The organism is Acinetobacter gerneri DSM 14967 = CIP 107464 = MTCC 9824 (assembly GCF_000368565.1).
In the GTDB taxonomy this organism is placed as follows: domain Bacteria; phylum Pseudomonadota; class Gammaproteobacteria; order Pseudomonadales; family Moraxellaceae; genus Acinetobacter; species Acinetobacter gerneri.
Genome location: NZ_KB849537.1, coordinates 74,033 through 93,533, shown reverse-complemented (window position 1 = coordinate 93,533; position 19,501 = coordinate 74,033). Strand labels below are relative to the sequence as shown.

The 19,501-nt window shown below is 38.4% G+C and carries 21 protein-coding genes; 13 read left to right on the top strand and 8 right to left on the bottom strand.

Annotated features, from left to right (window positions below; genetic code table 11):
• Positions 1 to 7: 7 nt before the first annotated feature.
• Entirely contained in the window at positions 8 to 985 is a 978-nt protein-coding gene (gene sdsA, locus F960_RS02200; protein WP_004856891.1) for an All-trans-nonaprenyl-diphosphate synthase, read from the bottom strand.
• A 475-nt stretch (positions 986 to 1,460) separates the two neighbouring features.
• Between sdsA and rplU the strand changes: the two genes are divergently transcribed.
• The 10 genes from rplU (at position 1,461) to F960_RS02150 (ending at position 10,926) form a co-directional block, all read left to right on the top strand.
• Positions 1,461 to 1,772: a 50S ribosomal protein L21 gene (gene rplU, locus F960_RS02195; protein ID WP_004828211.1), complete on the top strand. Its 312-nt coding sequence runs from the start codon at positions 1,461 to 1,463 to the stop codon at positions 1,770 to 1,772.
• Between the two features lie 18 nt (positions 1,773 to 1,790).
• A complete protein-coding gene (gene rpmA, locus F960_RS02190) occupies positions 1,791 to 2,048 on the top strand; it encodes a 50S ribosomal protein L27 (RefSeq protein ID WP_004856887.1) in 258 nt (85 codons plus the stop codon).
• Positions 2,049 to 2,261: 213 nt separating this feature from the next.
• Positions 2,262 to 2,951, top strand: coding sequence for an outer membrane lipoprotein periplasmic chaperone LolA (lolA, locus tag F960_RS02185; RefSeq protein WP_004856884.1), 690 nt, complete (start codon positions 2,262 to 2,264; stop codon positions 2,949 to 2,951).
• Positions 2,952 to 3,310: 359 nt separating this feature from the next.
• Entirely contained in the window at positions 3,311 to 3,754 is a 444-nt protein-coding gene (locus F960_RS02180) for a DoxX family protein (protein WP_004856882.1), read from the top strand.
• Between the two features lie 86 nt (positions 3,755 to 3,840).
• Positions 3,841 to 4,761: a VOC family protein gene (locus F960_RS02175; protein WP_004856880.1), complete on the top strand. Its 921-nt coding sequence runs from the start codon at positions 3,841 to 3,843 to the stop codon at positions 4,759 to 4,761.
• Positions 4,762 to 5,006: 245 nt separating this feature from the next.
• Positions 5,007 to 6,377 (top strand): alginate export family protein, encoded by a 1,371-nt coding sequence (locus tag F960_RS02170; protein WP_373854962.1) that lies wholly within the window; start codon positions 5,007 to 5,009, stop codon positions 6,375 to 6,377.
• 153 nt (positions 6,378 to 6,530) lie between these two features.
• The gene (locus F960_RS02165) at positions 6,531 to 7,319 is read left to right on the top strand and encodes an RsiV family protein (protein WP_004856873.1); all 789 of its coding nucleotides are present in this window, start codon (positions 6,531 to 6,533) and stop codon (positions 7,317 to 7,319) included.
• Between the two features lie 126 nt (positions 7,320 to 7,445).
• Positions 7,446 to 8,717, top strand: a complete 1,272-nt coding sequence (serS, locus tag F960_RS02160; protein ID WP_004856872.1) for a serine--tRNA ligase — start codon at positions 7,446 to 7,448, stop codon at positions 8,715 to 8,717.
• 114 nt (positions 8,718 to 8,831) lie between these two features.
• Complete coding sequence (cysG, locus tag F960_RS02155; RefSeq protein ID WP_004856868.1) at positions 8,832 to 10,262, top strand: siroheme synthase CysG; 1,431 nt, start codon at positions 8,832 to 8,834, stop codon at positions 10,260 to 10,262.
• A 181-nt stretch (positions 10,263 to 10,443) separates the two neighbouring features.
• A complete protein-coding gene (locus F960_RS02150; protein WP_004856865.1) occupies positions 10,444 to 10,926 on the top strand; it encodes a tRNA (cytidine(34)-2'-O)-methyltransferase in 483 nt (160 codons plus the stop codon).
• 166 nt (positions 10,927 to 11,092) lie between these two features.
• Here F960_RS02150 and F960_RS02145 read toward each other — a convergent pair whose 3' ends face one another.
• Positions 11,093 to 11,506 carry a winged helix-turn-helix transcriptional regulator gene (locus F960_RS02145; RefSeq protein ID WP_004856864.1) on the bottom strand — a complete coding sequence of 138 codons (414 nt, stop codon included), beginning with the start codon at positions 11,504 to 11,506 and terminating at the stop codon, positions 11,093 to 11,095.
• A 199-nt stretch (positions 11,507 to 11,705) separates the two neighbouring features.
• On the opposite strand from F960_RS02145, the gene F960_RS02140 reads away from it, so the two are divergent.
• Both F960_RS02140 and F960_RS02135 read left to right on the top strand, forming a co-directional pair.
• Positions 11,706 to 12,407, top strand: coding sequence for an SDR family oxidoreductase (locus F960_RS02140; protein ID WP_004856863.1), 702 nt, complete (start codon positions 11,706 to 11,708; stop codon positions 12,405 to 12,407).
• Positions 12,408 to 12,451: 44 nt separating this feature from the next.
• On the top strand, positions 12,452 to 13,006 hold the full coding sequence (locus F960_RS02135; protein ID WP_004856860.1) for a flavodoxin family protein: 555 nt from the start codon (positions 12,452 to 12,454) through the stop codon (positions 13,004 to 13,006).
• Between the two features lie 71 nt (positions 13,007 to 13,077).
• Here the strand turns inward: F960_RS02135 and F960_RS02130 are convergent, their stop codons facing one another.
• The 4 genes from F960_RS02130 to lipB all read right to left on the bottom strand — a co-directional run bounded on the left by F960_RS02130 (position 13,078) and on the right by lipB (position 17,188).
• Complete coding sequence (locus F960_RS02130; RefSeq protein ID WP_004856858.1) at positions 13,078 to 14,463, bottom strand: APC family permease; 1,386 nt, start codon at positions 14,461 to 14,463, stop codon at positions 13,078 to 13,080.
• Between the two features lie 266 nt (positions 14,464 to 14,729).
• Positions 14,730 to 15,914 (bottom strand): iron-containing alcohol dehydrogenase, encoded by a 1,185-nt coding sequence (locus tag F960_RS02125; RefSeq protein WP_004856855.1) that lies wholly within the window; start codon positions 15,912 to 15,914, stop codon positions 14,730 to 14,732.
• A 3-nt stretch (positions 15,915 to 15,917) separates the two neighbouring features.
• A complete protein-coding gene (locus F960_RS02120) occupies positions 15,918 to 16,451 on the bottom strand; it encodes a hypothetical protein (protein ID WP_004856852.1) in 534 nt (177 codons plus the stop codon).
• A gap of 77 nt (positions 16,452 to 16,528) precedes the next feature.
• Positions 16,529 to 17,188 carry a lipoyl(octanoyl) transferase LipB gene (gene lipB / locus F960_RS02115; protein WP_004856849.1) on the bottom strand — a complete coding sequence of 220 codons (660 nt, stop codon included), beginning with the start codon at positions 17,186 to 17,188 and terminating at the stop codon, positions 16,529 to 16,531.
• Positions 17,189 to 17,446: 258 nt separating this feature from the next.
• On the opposite strand from lipB, the gene F960_RS02110 reads away from it, so the two are divergent.
• Entirely contained in the window at positions 17,447 to 18,178 is a 732-nt protein-coding gene (locus F960_RS02110; protein WP_004856845.1) for a CDGSH iron-sulfur domain-containing protein, read from the top strand.
• 126 nt (positions 18,179 to 18,304) lie between these two features.
• On the opposite strand, the gene F960_RS02105 is transcribed toward F960_RS02110, so the two are convergent.
• On the bottom strand, positions 18,305 to 19,024 hold the full coding sequence (locus F960_RS02105; RefSeq protein ID WP_004856842.1) for a hypothetical protein: 720 nt from the start codon (positions 19,022 to 19,024) through the stop codon (positions 18,305 to 18,307).
• Positions 19,025 to 19,088: 64 nt separating this feature from the next.
• Entirely contained in the window at positions 19,089 to 19,376 is a 288-nt protein-coding gene (locus F960_RS02100; protein ID WP_004856839.1) for a YbeD family protein, read from the bottom strand.
• Between the last annotated feature and the right edge of the window lie 125 nt (positions 19,377 to 19,501).

Genomic DNA, 19,501 nt, shown 5'->3' with positions numbered 1-19,501 from the left:
AGACTTTTTATTGGATTCGATGTAATGCCATTTGAGCAAGATTGTACAAGGCATGGCGATATTCGCTCTCTGGCAATTGGAACAAGGCTTTGAGAGCAGTTTCAGTTTCTTCGGTTGCACGTTGACGGCAATAATCCAAAGCGCCAGAATTTTGAACAATTTGAATGACACGATCAAGTTCAGACACACCACCAGTAGCAATACTACGACGAATAATGTCGTGATCTTCACCAGTTGTGTTCTGTAAAGCAGAGATTAAAGGTAAAGTCGGTTTACCTTCCATCAAATCATCACCAATATTTTTACCTAATGTTTCAGCATCAGATGTGTAGTCCAAAATATCGTCAATAATCTGGAAAGCATTACCAAAATGACCGGCAAAAAGTCTCAATGGTTCACGATATTGTTCTTTACCAGCCAAAATCGCAGCGCCTTCAGTCGCCAATTCAAATAAACGAGACGTTTTACCGTGGATAATGCTTAGATAAGTGGCTTCATCAGTATCAGGTTGGTGCTGTGCTTGTAGTTGCAATACTTCACCTTCAGCAATCTCGCAGGTTCCTGTAGAGAAATCTTTGAGTAAAACCATATTGTTGAGATCAACAAGTAAGTCAAAAGCACGAGAAATCAAAAAGTCACCGACTAAAACGGCAGTCTGGTTGTTCCAAGTTGCATTTGCCGTCGGTTTACCACGGCGCAAACCTGATTCATCAACGACATCGTCATGAACCAAAGTGGCGGTATGTAACATCTCGATGATCGCAGCCAATTTTTGAGCTTGATCCAGATCGGTTTCACCGCAAGCACGAGCAGCAAGCAGACACATGATCGGGCGCATACGTTTCCCGCCAGCTTCTACGACATGCTTACTCACTGCCATAACTAAGGCAACTTTGGAACTAATCCCTTCATTGATAAGTTTATCCATCGCAGCAAATTCTGTGGCAACAGGAGCTAAAATATCTTGCTTAAAGTCGATGGTCATGTGATGGGAGTCCTCTGCAAATGCGAACGAAAACGAATTTTATTGCTTAGTGTAACAATTCACATTGTGTTTTGTAGCGTTATACCGCAAACATCTTACAGAAATACAGTGTTTTGCTTAATTTTTAAACAAAAAAGATCATACAAAATGCAATATTTCATAGAAACAGAATAAATGTGAATATGTCTTGAATTATTTTGTGCTTATATTAACTGAACAAAGAAAAAAATCTATCTGAAAATGTTATTAGGATTTATAAAAATGTTCATTATCTTCAAGTTAAGCTTGAAAATATCAATAATATAAGGCCTTGAAACAAATAAAAATGGCTTAACAGCTAAAATCAAATTGAAATGACTTGTTGTTTGATCAAATTTCACTTAAAATCTTTGCCCTTGTATAACCCCAGTGGCGATCGTCTTAAGATCGGTATGTCCCTTTATCGGCACGACGACACGGGCAAGTGGAGTACGTTATGTACGCAGTAATCCAAAGCGGTGGTAAACAGCACCGTGTTGTTGAGGGTGAAACCCTTAAAGTAGAATTATTGAAAGCTGAAACTGGCGCAACTATTACATTTGATGATGTATTAATGGTTGTAAATGGCGAAAGCATTCAAATCGGTGCTCCAGTTGTTGCTGGCGCAAAAGTAACTGCAGAAGTGGTTGGTCATGGTCGTCACGACAAAATCCGCATCATCAAAATGCGTCGTCGTAAACATTACCGTAAACAACAAGGTCACCGTCAATGGTTCACTGAGTTGAAAATTACAGCTATTGCAGGCTAATCACTAGGAGTAAGAGACATGGCTCACAAAAAAGCCGGTGGTTCGACACGTAACGGTCGTGATTCAAACCCTAAAATGTTAGGTGTTAAAATGTACGGTGGCCAAGCTGCTGTTGCAGGTAACATCATCGTTCGTCAACGTGGTACAGAATTCCACGCTGGTGCAAATGTTGGTATGGGTCGTGACCATACATTATTTGCGACTGCTGACGGCGTAATTAAATTTGAAGTGAAAGGTCAATTTGGCCGTCGCTATGTATCTGTTGAAACTGTTTAAGATTCAATTGATATAAAAAAGACCCACAGTTTTGTGGGTTTTTTTATGTTTTGAATGAAGGAATTTCTCCATCATGATGAATGAAAACCAACATTTAGAAGCATAACAAAACAAAAAATCTTATTTTCTCGATTATTAGCGATTATTTTTGGTTTAAGATAACTCTAAATTAAATTGCAAATGTGCAAATATAAAATGATGAAGGTGATGAATATGACTATGCTCAAAAAGATAGGTGCTATTGCCATCAGTGCAGCACTGCTTGCGCCTGCTATGAGCACAACTGTTTTTGCAGCTCCCGCTTCTGAACAATCTGCAACATCAAATTTGGTTAAACAATTGAGTGGTATCCAAAGCTTTACCGCCAATTTTGAACAGACCACAAAAGTAACCAATCCTAAAGCGGCGACACAAAAGCGTGGTTTGACTGCACAGCACATGAATCAAACTTTTCACGGGACAATGAAAGTTGCTCGTCCTGGTAAATTTTTCTGGCAAACCACTTCTCCTGCCAAACAAACCATTGTAACTTCAGGTAAAACAGTTTGGATCTATGATCCAGATTTGGGACAAGCAGTACGCCAAAGCTTAGATGATCAAGTTGCAAATACACCTGCATTGTTGTTGTCAGGTAATACTGCTCAGATCATGAAAACGTATCGTATTACTCAGCCTGATGCGGGTAAAACCTATTACACCTTGTATCCAAAAAATAAAGAGGGTGCATTCCAAAGCTTGACGATTAGTTTTGGTGCGAAAAACGCGCCGACTTTGATGATCTTGCAAGATTCTTTAGGTCAAACGACTTATGTTCGTTTCAATAATGTCAAAATGAATCCAGCAATTCCTGCTGCGACATTCAATTTTACTCCGCCTAAAGGTACAGATATTATTGATCAATAATTGATCATTTATTCGGTTGTTGATTTAGTCAATAGAGCAGCTTACGGGCTGCTTTTTTGTGAGCAAAATAAATAATGTCAAATCGACTGCGTATTTTAATGTTGTTGTGTAAATGAATTATGGCTATAAAAATTTGCTATTAAGCATCATGTATTACTAAAAAAGTGCACTTTTTTTAATTATTTTCATCATTTAGCTGCAATTTTATGCATATAAAATAGAGAAAATTAAATCAAGAAAAGCATGATTAGGATATTTGTGTTTGAGATTAAATTACTACATTTGGAAATATAAATACTGCATAGATGGTGTTTAAGATAACTTAAAATATTATTAAGAAATATTTAAAAGTTAATGTCATGAATAGTGCATCTGGTCACAATCCTGAATGGGTCAGAAAAATTCTCTCAATAACATGGCTACTCCCCGTGTTACGCATTGCATTGGTATCAGCATTTCTCGTTGGTGGTATTAGCAAACTCATGGATTTTCCAGCTGCAATGGCAGAGCAGGCAAATTTTGGTCTGCAACCTGCGGCTTTATGGGCAGCTGCTGCAATCATCGTTGAAATTGGTGGTTCTTTGTGCGTGATTTTTAATCGTTTTGTCTGGTTAGGCGCAGGTGGACTTGGCTGTCTAACCGCAGTGGCAATGTTTGTTGCAAATGACTTTTGGAACCAATCTGGTGCACAGTTTTTCGGTACTTTTAATAGCTTTTTTGAACATCTTGGGCTGATTGCAGCTTTGGTTTTAGTCACGATTATGTCTGATCTTAAGTCAAACTCAGGATCAGATCTTAAATGAATCTCTTTTTTTGAACGCTATCTGAAAAGTTTAAAGGCAATTTTTGCAAATAGATTAAATCTATCTAAATTTGAAAGGAATAATCCATGCGTAAACAACTCTTTAGCCTAATGATTAGCTCTATGCTGATCAGTGGTGGTATTGCGATTGCACCACAAATTAGTGCCAAAACAGTCGCTGTAGCGAATGTAGAAGCAGAAGCACCAGGCGTAGCCGCGCAATATGACACGACTCATGTTTATGTAAATCCTGAAGATTTCGACAAATTTACAGATAGTCTGATTGCAACATTTGGTGGCTCAAAATCGCAACAAGGTGTATTTCAAGTTACGCCTACACCGAGTCAAACCATGTCACAACTTGTCTATACCCCTGTAGGCACTTTTTCTGTGTTTGGCTTTAAAACACCAGTTCCATATCCTTTTGGTTTGGAACGTACCGGTTATTTAGTTAAAGATATGGATAAAGCTGTCGCATCTGCAAAGAAAAATGGCGCAGATGTGATCGTTGAAACTTTTCCAGATCCAATCGGTCGTGATGCTGTAATCCAGTGGCCGGGTGGGGTCAATATGCAGTTATATTGGCATACACAAAAGCCAAATTATGCAAAATTGGAAACCATCCCAGAAAATAGAGTCTATGTTTCTAAACAAAGTGCAGATAACTTTGTTAAAAGTTTCGTCAAGTTCTCACATGGTAAAATTGTATCAGACACTGCAAAGGCTTCTGGTGTAGAAATTGGACGTCCAAATGATCAATTTAGACGTATTCGTATAGAGTCAGACTTTGGCAAAATGGCAGTATTGGTGACAGATGGTGCATTGCCATATCCATATGGTCATGAAATGACAGGCTATGAAGTTAAAAATATTGATGAAACGTTAGCTAAAGCACAAAAAGCTGGTGCAACAGTTTTAGTTCAAAAATTTAAATCAGATGCACGTGAATCAGCAATGTTGCAATTCCCGGGCGGTTATATTGCTGAAATTCATGCAAATGTAAAATAATCATGCATTTTAATGGTTTGTACTGTGCTATTGCAGTACAAACTTTAGCAATTGAATAATGATGCAATTCTAAATTTATATTGAATAAGAAAAGTAGGCAGTTATAAATATTTCACTGCTAAATTTTTTAATTTTCCATTTCTAATCTTGGGATGTGGATGAGCGAGATGAATCAACAAAAATTAAAACTCGAAAATAAAATTCGACATCAACATAAAAAATTTACTCGACTTACATTTTTTGTCATGTCCTTATTTTATTTTCATTCTTCTTATGCTGAAACGAATGTACAAGATCAGACAGCTTGCCCACAAAGACCAAGTATTTTGACCAATCGATGGCAAGAAAATTGGGATGTTTTAAAAAACTCATGTGTGGTGAAAAAAACAGGCGACCAGTTTAAATACATTCCTTTTAAAGAAAATAGCTATATCTCATTGGGTGCAAATATCCGAGAGCGTTTTGAACTGAACAATAGTGCCAAATTTGGCACAGCCAAAAATAGCAACGACCAATATCTTATTCAACGTTTACAAATGCATGTTGATGCCAGACTTGCAGAACAATGGCAAATTTTTGCCCAATTTATAGATGCACGTGCTTATGATAAAAATACGGTTGGAAGTACAGACCAAAATCGTTTTGATTTGGAACAAGCATTTATTGCTTGGCAACATTCTTTAAATAATGGGACTTTCAAATTTAGGGTTGGACGTCAGGAAATGGCTTTTGATTTACAACGCTTTATTTCCAATAGAGAAGGACCCAATGTTCGCCAAGCCTTTGATGGGGTATGGGCAGATTATGAATATCAAGATTGGCGTTTTTTAGGCTACATGACTCGACCAGTGCAAATTGATATGGCTGGAACTTTAAATGATTTTTCTGATCATGATTTGCGTTTTAGTGGATTTCGTATAGACAAACAAAATGTACTTGGCGGTGAACTGTCTGGATACTATTCAAGATATGTCCGAAATCATGCGACATTTCCAAGTGTATCTGGAAATGAGGTGCGAGATTTGTATGATTTACGGCATATGGGATCGAAAAATAATCTAGATTGGGATGTTGAAGCAATGCTTCAGTATGGGGATATTGCGGATCAGTCTATACAAGCTTGGGCCCTGAGTGCGATCACTGCTTATCATCTAAAAGATCAGCCATATAGCCCCAAATTGGCTGTGCAAATCGATGCGGCTTCGGGTGATAAAAATCCGCATGATGGAAAGTTAAATACTTTCAATCAGCTTTTTGCCAATGGTTCATATTTCACGCTGGCAGGCTATAGTGGTTATAGTAATTTGATTCATATCAAACCTTCGATCACGATTCAGCCCAATGATCAATTGACCCTGATGGCAGCTTTGGGCTTGCAATGGCGACAGACAACGCAAGATGCAATTTATTTCCAAGGCAATAGCAGTATGCCAAATACAGCAGGTCAGGGTTCAAAATGGACAGGCAAGTATCTTCAGCTTCGAGCAGATCAAAAGGTCAACAGTAATTTATCGATGGCGGTTGAAGCAGTGCACTACGATGTGGGTAAAACCATTTTAAATGCAGGTGGTAAAGATGCTAATTATTTGGGTGTTGAGATGAAGTACGGTTGGTAAGTCTAGATTTATTTTGGTTTGGGGCGCTTTTCTGTTTAAACGAATAAAATATGTATAAAAAAGCGTCTATAGATACATTTTTTAATATCATTGCCTTATTGAGCTTTGTATAGTGACAGGGTGTAGAAAATCTGTATTAGGTTGCAAAATAACATGACTTATCAAATGAAAAAACAATGGTTATTGGCGATTCCCGTTTGTGCATCTTTGCTGTTTTTAAGCGCTTGTCAAGAAAAGCCAGCACCTTCAGCTGATGCAAATACGCCTGCGGCAGAACAGAAAAACAATGCATCAAGTACGCTGATCCAGGGCAAAGTTGAGCGTATTCCTTTACAGAAAAATCAGTTTTGTGATGATCAGGGGTGCACTCAGTATGATTTGCAAACCATCAAGACCAATGTGCCTTGGATAGATGAATACTTTTTACAACGTATCAAAAAAGCAGTACCGACTGCCTTTGCCAATGAAAATAAAGAAGCGAAAGCAGATGCTGAAAAGGTTCAAGGCATCAATCAAAGCACGATTTATGTTCGATTTATTTCACAAAACAATAATTTAGCAACATTTATGATTTATAGCTATGAGTACTCTGCGGGTGCAGCTCATGGTATGTATCATCAAGAATTTGTCACTTTTGATCTAAATACGCAAAAACGCTTGGCTTTGAGTGATATTTTAAAACCAAATACAGAAGCAACAGTGGCGCAAGCACTTTATGAAGCCAATGCAAATTGGTTGGAGCAGCACAATATCACACCGCAAAAATTGCAATTGAGTGACAATTTTTATTATGGTGTCAATGGTTTAGTCTTTGTTTATCCATTATATGAAATTGCGGCTTATGCAGAAGGGATGCCTGAGCTTAAATTGCCTTATGTTTCTGCTAAAGATGTAGTAAAAGCTGAATATTTGCCAAGTTTGCCACAATACGCAAATCCTTAAGGGCTTATTTTCAGATTTTTGCAGTCTTCTTAAGCGATTCCTAGCATCATGTTAGCTCTGTCACTGTATTTTTTACGGTGAAGAGCTTACACTATAGTCAGTTTTTTTCTTTGATAAAGATTGGCTATGATCGACCCGAAATTACTCAGAAATAATATTGAGGCTGTAAATTTAGCCTTGGCAAAACGTGGTGTACATCTCAACGTTGAAGAATGGGCATCACTTGAAGCTCGCCGTAAAGAAATTCAGTCTAAAACTGAAAATTTACAAGCAGAACGCAATGCGGGAGCTAAACAAGTCGGTCAAATTAAAAAATCGGGCGGTGATGCATCCGAAATTATGGCACGTATGTCTGCCATTGGTGATGAAATCAAAGCTGCAGAAACTGAACTTGCCGACCTTCAAGCCGAATTAGAAGCAAAATCTTTATCGATTCCAAACTTACCTCATGAATCTGTACCAGAAGGTAAAGATGAAAGTGACAACGTAGAAATTTTACGTTGGGGTACACCACGCCAATTTGATTTCGAAATAAAAGATCATACTGATCTTGGTGAAATGATGGGTGGTTTAGAGTTTGAAACTGCGACTAAATTGACAGGTACACGTTTTAGCGTATTGAAAGGTCCGCTTGCCCGTTTACAACGTGCTTTGACTCAGTTCATGCTCGATACCCATACTTTAAAAAATGGTTATACCGAAGCTTATGTGCCTTATTTGGTCAATGCAGATTCTTTGCGTGGCACAGGTCAGCTTCCAAAATTTGAAGAAGACTTGTTTAAACTTCAAGGTGAAAAAGAATACTATTTGATTCCAACTGCTGAAGTGCCAGTAACGAACTTTGTACGTGATGAAATCATCGATGCAGATCGTTTACCGCTTAAATACGCGGCTCATACCCCTTGTTTCCGTAGTGAAGCGGGCTCTTATGGCCGTGATACACGTGGTTTGATCCGTCAGCATCAATTCGACAAAGTTGAAATGGTGCAAATTGTTAAACCTGAAGAATCTATGGATGCTTTGGAAGCATTGACTGGTCATGCAGAAGGCATCTTGCAAGCACTTGGCTTACCTTATCGTAAAATCGTACTTTGTGGCGGTGATATGGGCTTTGGCGCATGTAAAACTTATGATTTGGAAGTTTGGGTACCAAGCCAAAATACCTATCGTGAAATTTCTTCTTGTTCAAATATGTGGGATTTCCAAGCTCGTCGTATGAAAGCACGTTATCGTGTAGACCAAAAGAAAACTGAATTGGTACATACATTGAACGGTTCTGGTTTGGCTGTTGGTCGTACTTTGCTTGCAGTGATGGAAAACTATCAACGTGCTGATGGTTCTATCGAAGTACCAGAAGTATTACGTCCTTACTTGGGCGGTACGACTTTTATTGATTAATATTGTGTAAATATAAGGGATTGGTTTCGACTGATCCCTTATTTTTCTGTCATCTACACTGCTGTGTAAATCAAATCTGCTTTAAACAATCAGTTCAAATCTTTGAGGAAGCGCGTGGATATTTTTCCAATTTCACTAAAATTACAAGCTGAGCCTTGTCTGATTGTAGGTGGTGGGCATGTCGCTTATCGCAAAGCATATTTATTGCAACAAGCGGGAGCATCGATTTCGGTGATTGCTCCTGAGATTGAAGATGAACTATTAAAGATCGTTGAACAGTCAAAAGGGCAGTATTTTCCCTATACATTTCAACAATTATTTCCACAAAATAATAATGAACAAGCGATACAAAATTTAGAGCTTGAGCAAAGTCATTTTGAACTTAAACATTATCGTTTGGTGATTGCTGCAACAGATCAGAAAGAGACAAATCAGCAAGTATTTAATGCTTGTGAAGCTGAGAAAATTTTGGTCAATAGTGTGGATGATCCTCCACATTGCCGTTTCATGGTTCCAGCCATTATTGATCGTTCACCATTGATTATATCTGTAGCGACCAATGGTCAATCGCCAGTTTTATCACGTCAGATTCGTACCCAACTTGAAGCATCGATTCCACATGCGATGGGCAAGCTTGCCGCATTTTCAGGTCAATGGCGTAAAGCTGTAAAAGAAAAAATAGTCAATCCTGATGAGCGCCGTATTTTCTGGGAAGACTTATATGCAAGCCCCCTTAAAGAGCATGTGTTCAATGATCGTTTGGCAGAAGCCAATCAGTTGATTGAGCAAGCTTTGATTGAATGGAGCAAACCCAAAGGTGAGGTTTATTTGGTCGGTGCAGGTCCTGGTGATCCAGAACTTTTAACCCTCAAAGCATTGCGTTTGATGCAACAAGCGGATGTCGTGATTTACGATCGTTTGGTTTCAGAACCGATTTTAAATCTGTGTCGTCGAGATGCGATCAAGGTTTATGTTGGGAAAGCACGTTCTAACCATAGTGTTCCGCAAGAGGGCATCAATGCGTTATTGGTGAAATACGCAAGTGAAGGTAAACGTGTCTGCCGTTTAAAAGGCGGTGATCCATTTATCTTTGGGCGTGGTGGCGAGGAAATTCAAGAGCTTTTTGCTGCAGGAATCAGTTTCCAAGTCGTGCCGGGCATCACTGCTGCATCGGGCTGTTCAGCTTATGCAGGGATTCCGTTGACGCATCGTGATTATGCGCAAAGCGTGCGGTTTTTGACTGGTCATCTCAAAGAAGGTTCTCCAGAATTGCCTTGGGATGAATTGGTGTATGAGCATCAAACTTTGGTGTTGTATATGGGGCTTATGGGGCTTGAAACAATTTGCCAAAAGTTGATCGCACATGGTCAACGTCCTGATATGCCCGTAGCTTTGATTTCCAAAGGTACGACACCTGAGCAAAAAGTTGTCGTTGGTACTTTGGCTGATATTGCTGCTAAAGTCACAGAACACCAAATTCATGCACCAACATTGACGATTATTGGTGAAGTCGTGTCATTGCGTGAACAGTTGCAGTGGCAGTAGTTTGACCTCCGAATCAACCCTAATATCTATGTATATAAGCGATCGATTGAGCTTGTATGTATTTAAATAATGATCATATCTGTAATAGTCGTTTGTCTTGAGTAAAATTTTTGATTTAGAATTTTACACAAGACAAATCATGCTATTGAAGATGATGACTTGAAAATAGAAGAGAACTCCCGTGATTCATGTTGTTTTATTTGAACCTGAAATTCCAAGTAATACTGGAAATATCATCCGTTTATGTGCCAATACAGGTGCACAATTGCATTTGGTGAAACCGCTTGGTTTTGAGCTAGATGATAAAAAATTAAAACGTGCAGGATTGGATTATCATGAATGGGCGCACATGAAAGTTTGGGAAAACTTTACTGAATGTTTGGCACACTTAAAAGAACAGGGTATTGATCAAGATGCGATTTATCCTTTGACCACCAAAGGTTTTGAAACTCCACATACTTCAAATCTTAATCGTCCAGTGGCTTTGTTGATGGGACCTGAAACGCGTGGTTTGCCTGAAGATGTCCGTATGATGTTTCCAAAAGAACATTGGATTCGTTTACCGATGGCTCCCACTTCACGTAGTTTAAATCTTTCCAATGCAACAGCTGTGATTCTTTATGAAGCTTGGCGTCAGCAAGATTTTAAAGAATTGAAAGACTAAACCGAAAACTCAAATTAAAAAATAAGTTAAAAATGCTCATGAAAATGGGCATTTTTTATATTTGATTGTCATTGAGTATCGAACTTAAAATTGTGCGTGTATGTAGTTTTATTCAAGATGGTAAATTTTCCATCTTGACGATCTACTTTGGTGATGCCCAATAGATCTAAATTGCTGAACCGTGTTCGCTACTTGAGTCTGTATCCAATATCGTTTGAGATGCATCAAATAAGCGTTGTGCGCGAATTACATGCTGCATATTATCTTCTGCCCAATTTTTAAAAATTAAAGCAGCTCCTGCAAATTCAATTCCAAGTGGCGTCAATGCGTACTCAACTCGAATCACATTATTTTCATGAATAGTGCGGGAAATAAAGCCATCTCGTTCCAAAATTTTTAATTTCTGAGATAACACTTTTGGAGAAATACCAGCGAGGCTTTTCTTCAATTCATTGAAGTGCTGTGATTGTGCATGTAGACGGTAAATGATCAAAAGAATCCATTTATCTGCAAATTTTTCAAAAAAAGATCGTGCAGGACAGTCAGGATGAAAAATATTAAAATTGAATGCTTTAGTCATGATTCATTACTCTTTTAGGCGAAAAGTTGAAGCCAAATCATCATCATAATGACCAGTTACCAAGTAGTAACTAATTGATACCTAGTTTCAAAAGTATATCATAAATTCATCAGATCAACCTGAGTGATAACAATGGATCACTTCAGCGTTTGAAAGCTATTCAATCAAGCGAATCAGAATTTACAAGAGTGTAGATACAATGAAAATAACAGATGCAGTTGTGTTTATTACAGGTGCAAATCGCGGCTTGGGTTTGATACTTGCCAAAGAAGCAATCCAACGTGGCGCTAAAAAAGTTTATGCAGCTATGCGTAATACGCAAAATTTTAATGAACAAGGCATGATTGCAGTGCAAGTTGATGTTACTGATCCCATCAGCATTGAAAAAGCAATTGCTGAGTGTGGTGATGTGAATATTTTGATCAACAATGCTGGCATTGCACGTCTGAATCAAAGTCCTGTAGAAGTGGAAATGGCAGCGACGACACGTAAAGTTTTGGAAACCAATCTATATGGCATGATCAATACGACCCAATTGTTTACTCCGATTTTGAAACACAATTTGGAGGGTTATATTGTCAATATTTTGTCTGATGTATCGTGGCAACCGAGTACATTTTTAGCTAGCTACGCTATTTCTAAAGCAGCTGCTTGGTCGTTTACCAATTCAACTCGTCAATGGCTTGCAGAGGACAATGTACATGTGATGGGCGTGCATGTTGGTTTTATTGATACTGATCTGACCCAAAGCTTAGACATTGAAAAAGTGTCCCCAAAAGTAGTTGCAGAACATGTTTTTGATGGCATTGAACAGAATGCATTCGAAGTCTTGGTCGGTGAATCAAGTCAACAATTGAAGCAAGGTCTGAGTGCAAAGATTCCAAGTTATATCACCCTTTAATTTTACATTCTTTATTTTTATCAAACAGATCAAGAGGTTTTCACATGTCTAAAGTTGCAGTGGTTTATTATTCAGGTTATGGGCATACCAAAGTGGTTGCTGAAAATTTTGCTAATGAAATTCAGGCAGATTTAATTGCGATTGATCAACAAGGCAATATTTCAGAGCAGGAATGGAATATATTGGACCAAGCTGATGCGATTGTTTTTGGCGCACCAACCTATATGGCATCTACGCCTTGGCAGTTTAAGAAATTTGCAGATGATTCGTCTAAGCGTTGGTTTACTCGTGCTTGGCAAGATAAAATTTTTGCAGGTTTTACCAACAGTGGCAGTATCAATGGTGATAAACAAATGACCTTGATTCAGTTACAGGCGCTTGCTCTGCAGCATGGGGGTATTTGGGTCAGTTTAGGTATTTTACCTTCGAATAAAAAGTCAGCTACGCGTAACGATATCAATTATATGGGTAGTTTTGGTGGTGCGATGGTACAAAGTCCTTCAGACGCATCGGCGGAGGAAATTCCACAAGGTGATTTGGATACCGTTCGAGCTTATGCACAACGTGTAAAAAATATCACAAATAAATTTGTGGCTTAATCAGAGCCAAGTGACTGATAAAACAAAAGGCGCATTCAGCGCCTTTTGTCTTTTAAATTATTCAATGACTTTTATTCATGTTCATTATGCTGCGGAGCAGGGTAACGGAAACCACGTGTTTTATATGCAAGATAACCGACACCAATTGCCGCCCAGATTAAGCCGATTTTGAGTGCAAGTTGATCAATTTCAAGCCACATCATAAATACACTGGCAAAACCAAGCACTGGAATCACGATATAACTGATGATGTCTTTAAGCGTTTTGGTACGGCCATCACGTAATGCATAACGTGAAATAACTGAGAAATTGACAAAACTAAAGGCTGTCAATGCACCAAAACTGATCAAGTTTGCGATATGTTCAAAATCAAGGAAACCTGCACTTAGTGCAACGACACCAACGATCAAAATGTTGTACGTTGGGGTATATAGTTTTGGACTGATATGACCAAAGATCTTTTTATTGATCACGCCATCACGACCCATCACATACATCAAACGAGATACACCTGCATGAGCTGAAATACCTGAAGCCATAACCGTGACGATTGCAAAATACAAAATCACAGTTTGGAAAGTAATACCGCCAATTGCATATAAAATCTCAGGCTGAGTTTCATCAATCTTTTTAAAGTAATTTGCAGGATCACTTGGGAAGTAAATTTGCATGAAATAAGTACTGATGATGAAGATCACACCTGCAATCAATGCAGTTAAGAAAATCGCTTTAGGCAGTACTTTTTCAGTATCTTTGGTTTCTTCTGCAAGAGATGACAATGCATCAAAGCCTGTAAATGAGAAACAAAGAATCGTCGCACCCGTAATCAATGCACCAATTGAAGTCATTTCATTCCAGAAAGGCGCAATGCTCCACAATTGATATTGTGATTGATCAAGTGAACCATCTGCATTGATCCCTTGGGTCAACAACAGATAAACTTTATAAGTAAAATAAAGAATAACACCGATTTGAATAAAGACGATGGTACTGTTAAAACGTGCGACAAAACGCGCGCCAAACAAGTTGACCACAGTCATCATGATCGTGAGTCCGATCACCCAAATCCAGTTGTTTACTTCTGGGAATAACGCACGTAAATAAATATCGGCCAAAATGATATTGACCAAAGGCGATAAAAGATAGTCTAACCATGACGACCAACCCACCATAAAACCTACATTAGGGTGAATTGATTTTTGAGCATAGGTATAGGCAGAACCCGCTGAAGGGTAGCGCTTGATCATATGCCCATAACTAATGGATGTGAGCAAAATCGCAACAAGCGCAAAAATATAAGAAGTTGGTACATGACCATGACTATCTTGTGATACTAATCCAAAGGTATCAAATACAGTCATAGGTTGAATATATGCTAAACCTATAATGATGATGTGCCATAGCACAAGATTTTTTTGCAGTTTAGCCGCAGGTTGAGTCCCAGGAACAGTTGTCAACGGCGTATCCTCATAATCGTTGATCAAGGATCAGTCATGTGTGTTAAGGACCGTTTGAGACGAACGATCCCCCCTACATATAAAACAAAGCGCGCCAATTTAGCTTAATTTGATACTATTTGCCAGTAACTTTGTTCATTTTTTTTAGCAGAAAATATACCTTTTTTGATGAATATGAATCAGCTTTTTTTCTACAAGATAAAAGCCTGATGCTTATTAAAACATCAGGCTCAAATTTGTTGCTATATTCGCTTATTTTTCAGCAATTACCAAGCTTTTTCTAAGATCTCACGCAAATCTTTTAAGGTTGCTTCTTTCGGGTTATAAATAATCGAACCATCATTCAAAGCTTTTTCAGCAACTTCATCCAATTGTGCTTTGCTGACCTTACCTGTTTCGCTCAAAGTACGTGGCAATTTTGTCAGAGAATACAAACGATCACGCATAGCTAGAATCGTCGCAATCGTTTTATCGGCACGTTCATTGGCAGGCGTTTGAGAATAAATATCTGGACCTACAAGCGGCAATAATAGATCAGCAATTTTATCGCCATTCACTTCTTTATTGTATTCAAGCACATAAGGCAGGAATAAATTCATGCATAAGCCATGTGGTAAATGAGCTACAGCACCCAAAGCATGACCTAAAGAATGCACCAGTCCAACCATTGCATTTGAAAATGCCACACCAGCCATAGTTGAAGCTTGTGCAAGTTCCAAACGGCCCTCAGCATCACTTAAATTTTCGATGACATTGAACAAGTTTGCAGAAATTTTTTTAATCGCTGCTGTTGCATAGGCATCACTCATCGGGTTGGCAGCCATACAAGTATAGGCTTCAACTGCATGAGTCAGCGCATCCATTCCAGTCATTGCTGTTAAATGCGGTGGTAGGGTAAGCGTCATACGTGGATCTAGGATCGCAGCATGCGGCATGAGATAGCTTGAAGCAAATGCCAGTTTTACATTTTTTTGATTATCTGAAACAACAGCAACCATAGTGACTTCAGAACCCGTACCTGAGGTCGTTGGGATCACAAAAAATGGTTTAAGTGGGCGAGGGAGGTTGTGAGCGCCTGAATATTTTAGAAGATCATCGCCACCTTCAGTCACCAAGATGTTTGTCGCTTTTGACGTATCAATAACAGAACCACCACCAATGGCAATGATTGCATCACATTGGTTGCTACGATATGCTTCGGCAGCTGCACGAACAGTTTCAAGACTTGAATCTGGTGGAACATCATCAAAAATATGACTCAGTTCTACATCCGTACCTTCAAAAGCAGCTTCAATTGGCGTAAGTAAACCATTTGAACGCACACCTTTATCCGTAATGATCATTGGACGTTTAGCACCAAGGGCTGCCAATTCAAAAGGAATATGCTCAAGTGCGGCATGACCTGCAATTACTTTGACTGGGCAAAAAAATTCGTAATACGCTTTAGTCATGATTTAGGCACTCCTTTTAAAATAAGATTGAGCAACTTTGAGATAAATATTTGCTGCTCCAGCAAGTTTTTCTTTTAGGTTTAATTCAGTTGGGTACTCTTTCACAGCGAGCTGTGCGATGACTTTCGGTAAAATCAGAGATTCCATTTTATTTAAACAACGAACTAAACGAATGGCATAACTCAGATCACCATCAGCAACCATACGGTCATTTGCGAAAGCGCGGGCTGTACTTTCTTGAAATGAAAATACCAAGAAAGCATGATGTAAGTGTTTAAATTTAATGACTAAATTGGGTTTGTCTTCGACTGATTTCACCAACTCAAGCTGGTGAGAATCATTGACTCTGGCAATAAAACAAGGGCCATGAGGAAATACTGTCATCGACAAAGTAAATCCCACAGGAAATTTGGCAACTTCTTGCTTTATTTCATCATCGACTTGACTCGCCATGACCAAACCTCTGCCAATTACATCCATCATGAGTTTGACATAGTTTTGTTCAAAAGCGGGCTTGACTGATTTTGTAGAAATCACACGCTTCCCTCTTTTAAAATTGTATTTGTAGTTTAGAGTAATTACTCTAATTTATTTTAATCTAAAATGAAAGTCATTTATGCAGGAATGACTTTAACGTCATTAAAGTAACCGCTATTTTGAAAATGTTCAATTACATCACGGCATAACTGATTAAAATCAGGATAATTTTCCACTAAATCACAAATTCGAACCATTTCCAAACCAGCATAACCACAAGGATTAATGGTGTGAAAACCAAATAGATCACAATCAATATTTAAAGCTAAACCGTGATAACTGCGACCTTTACGGATTTTAAAACCGAGTGAACCGATTTTACGATCATTGACATATACACCAGGAGCATCAGGCTTTGCATAAGCTTCGATGCCATATTTTCTTAACAATTCAATCATTAAATTTTCGGCATAACTGACCAATGTACGTACATTCCACTTCAAACGATTGAGATCAAACATGAAGTAAATCACCAATTGACCGGGACCATGCCAAGTGACTTGACCGCCGCGATCACTTTGTACCACAGGAATATCACTGGGAATCAAAATATGCTCAGGCTTTCCTGCTTGACCTTGGGTTAAAACAGCAGGGTGCTGCAAAAGCCAAAGTTGGTCAGGGCTATTTAGATCCCGTTGTTCTGTATAGCTTTTCATTTCAAGAAAACGGTCTTGATATGGGGTAAATTCGAGATATTGGCGAATTTCAAGGGTAGGTTTTAGAACAGCATCATTCACTTAAAATGTGTCCTTTCATTTGGGGGATTTTTAGGGTCTGTTGATTATAGTGATTTTTCATTGAACTGTGGGAGATTCTAGCAAGGGAAATGTTTGAAAATGTCGTGACCTTATCTATATTTCAATGCAGGATTAATTAGATGAAAAGTTAAATGATTATTAAACTCATTTTTTACAAAATACAATGGGAGAATCTAAAATTTGGTGCCATGCTGATCAGGTGAATATTCACTAAATTTAAAAAATAAAAGGTGAGTTATGGCTGATCAGACAAAATATATAATCCAAGTCGGTACAACCCAAGCACCAGAACATATCTATATCAAAGTCACCCAAGATGGTCCATATCATGTATATGGGGCACCAAAATTATCGCAAGTCATCATTGAGCAAAATGCTTCTGGAAACTCAGGGCGTTATGCACAAGGGCAGAAGTTTCAAAGTAAAGAAGAAATGTATCTTTGCCGATGTGGACATTCTCAACATGCGCCATTTTGTGATGGATCACATCTAAAACAACAAGTTCATCTGACAGAAACAGCAAGTTTTGAGCCTTTGTTGAATGGTTCTACGGAAATAGATGGTCCTAAACAGATTTTGACAGACAATGAACATTACTGTGCATTTTCACGTTTTTGTGACAATGGAAATCAAGTTTGGGGAGAAGTCACGATGCATGGCGAATCACATGAAAAATTGACAGAATTTATGGTGCATTCTTGTGCAGGTGGTCGTTTACTGGTTTTTGATCGTGAAACGATGCAACCGATTGAAAATGATGAAGAGGCCGGGATTTATGCGATTGAAGACCCAGCGATCGGATGTAGTGGTCCATTGATGGTGCGAGGAGGGGTGCGTGTGGAAAGTGCAAATGGCGAATCTTATGAAATCCGCAATAGACAAGCACTTTGCCGTTGTGGTCAATCTTCAAATAAGCCATTTTGTGATGGATCACATGCCTCAGTTAAATATCAAGATGGCATAAAATAGTTTTTAAGTATTCAATTTAATTTGTTTTTTAAGCTAAAATCCGACTTTGAAAAGATCTATAAAATATAAAATTTCGATTGGGCAGGAGAGCAGTATCGCACTCCTGCCTGACGAAGGACTGTAAACTTAGTTATCACAATACAATTCTTTGGATTTTATAAATAAATCTTTATTGATATTTAATTTTTCCAGTTTTTTCTCGTCGTTTGGCAGGGTATCAATTGCACAATTATTCCACTCTTTGAGCAAATCTAAAAATGCATACTTTTCACCTTGCGGTTGGTTGAGTTTTTGCTGAAGCTGTTGCAGGCTTTGCTGAGCAAATTGTTGACTTTGACCGAGTTTAATTTGTTGATTCAGAAAAACTTTATGTTGATTTAAACTGGCGGTTTTTAAGGCTTGCCCTGTAAGATTCATTTTCTCAGCAATGGCGTAGCACGTTTTTCCATAATCCTGAGTTAACAACACTTTAGGATTGCGATACGATTTTGCAATCAATACATTCATCTTGTATTCATCGTCAAGTTGTCTGAGCACAATTTGTTTTAATTGTTGATAGGGCGCGAGGCTGGCAGGGCTAAGCTTTTGATATTGTTGTTTAGTTTGCTGATATTCGTTAGTTAATTTATTTAAGATATCTGGTGATGGGATTTTATCAGGAGTAAAGGCGAAAACCTCAGTATTCAATTTTGATGAAAATGCCAGTCGGTGCAACGTAATCGAGTCTTTGATTTGTTTAATATTGATTTTTTGATCGTCGTACTGATTTTTAAATTCACAGACTTCATCAGCATATTGATAGGTTTGGATTTTGGCTTGGCTAGTCGAGATTAACAGCATGCTCATTGAACATGCTGTCAATAATTTTAGTATTTTCATGATAATAGAGTGGTTATTGTTAACCCGTCTATTAAAGCGCAGTCCGGATATGTTCGCAAGCTGCAAGATCCGCATAAAGCGCATGAACTTGTTCAAGTTCTTCAAAACGAAGCTGCGCAGTAATGGAATGATATTTACCAGTACGTGAAGGTTGAACGGACAATGTTGCTTCATCAAACTCTGGAAAATGTTTCACCAAAATTTCGACTACAGCACCACGTAGTTCTTCTCCAGCATTACCAATAAGTTTAATTGGGTAATCCATTGGAAATACCCAAAGATCTTCTTGGAGTTCGCGAGATGGTGTGCGGTCTAACATATTTCACCTCAATTTTATAGAAAACGCCTGCATGGATTTGCAGGCGTTTTGTCATTCGTCTTGATATATTAATGGGGATGAATACTTGGTTTTCAAGTGATTCGTTATGTGATTAATATATCATT

Excerpts from the sequence above, each read along its gene's own strand:
- F960_RS02135 (WP_004856860.1), top strand. The coding sequence starts at position 12,452 with ATGTCTAAAGTTGCAGTGGTTTATTATTCAGGTTATGGGCATACCAAA.
- sdsA (WP_004856891.1), bottom strand. The coding sequence starts at position 985 with ATGACCATCGACTTTAAGCAAGATATTTTAGCTCCTGTTGCCACAGAA.
- F960_RS02105 (WP_004856842.1), bottom strand. The coding sequence starts at position 19,024 with ATGAGCATGCTGTTAATCTCGACTAGCCAAGCCAAAATCCAAACCTAT.
- F960_RS02140 (WP_004856863.1), top strand. The coding sequence starts at position 11,706 with ATGAAAATAACAGATGCAGTTGTGTTTATTACAGGTGCAAATCGCGGC.
- F960_RS02100 (WP_004856839.1), bottom strand. The coding sequence starts at position 19,376 with ATGTTAGACCGCACACCATCTCGCGAACTCCAAGAAGATCTTTGGGTA.
- F960_RS02110 (WP_004856845.1), top strand. The coding sequence starts at position 17,447 with ATGGCTGATCAGACAAAATATATAATCCAAGTCGGTACAACCCAAGCA.
- F960_RS02125 (WP_004856855.1), bottom strand. The coding sequence starts at position 15,914 with ATGACTAAAGCGTATTACGAATTTTTTTGCCCAGTCAAAGTAATTGCA.
- F960_RS02165 (WP_004856873.1), top strand. The coding sequence starts at position 6,531 with ATGACTTATCAAATGAAAAAACAATGGTTATTGGCGATTCCCGTTTGT.
- lolA (WP_004856884.1), top strand. The coding sequence starts at position 2,262 with ATGACTATGCTCAAAAAGATAGGTGCTATTGCCATCAGTGCAGCACTG.
- rplU (WP_004828211.1), top strand. The coding sequence starts at position 1,461 with ATGTACGCAGTAATCCAAAGCGGTGGTAAACAGCACCGTGTTGTTGAG.
- F960_RS02145 (WP_004856864.1), bottom strand. The coding sequence starts at position 11,506 with ATGACTAAAGCATTCAATTTTAATATTTTTCATCCTGACTGTCCTGCA.
- F960_RS02175 (WP_004856880.1), top strand. The coding sequence starts at position 3,841 with ATGCGTAAACAACTCTTTAGCCTAATGATTAGCTCTATGCTGATCAGT.
- serS (WP_004856872.1), top strand. The coding sequence starts at position 7,446 with ATGATCGACCCGAAATTACTCAGAAATAATATTGAGGCTGTAAATTTA.
- F960_RS02170 (WP_373854962.1), top strand. The coding sequence starts at position 5,007 with ATGTCCTTATTTTATTTTCATTCTTCTTATGCTGAAACGAATGTACAA.
- rpmA (WP_004856887.1), top strand. The coding sequence starts at position 1,791 with ATGGCTCACAAAAAAGCCGGTGGTTCGACACGTAACGGTCGTGATTCA.
- F960_RS02180 (WP_004856882.1), top strand. The coding sequence starts at position 3,311 with ATGAATAGTGCATCTGGTCACAATCCTGAATGGGTCAGAAAAATTCTC.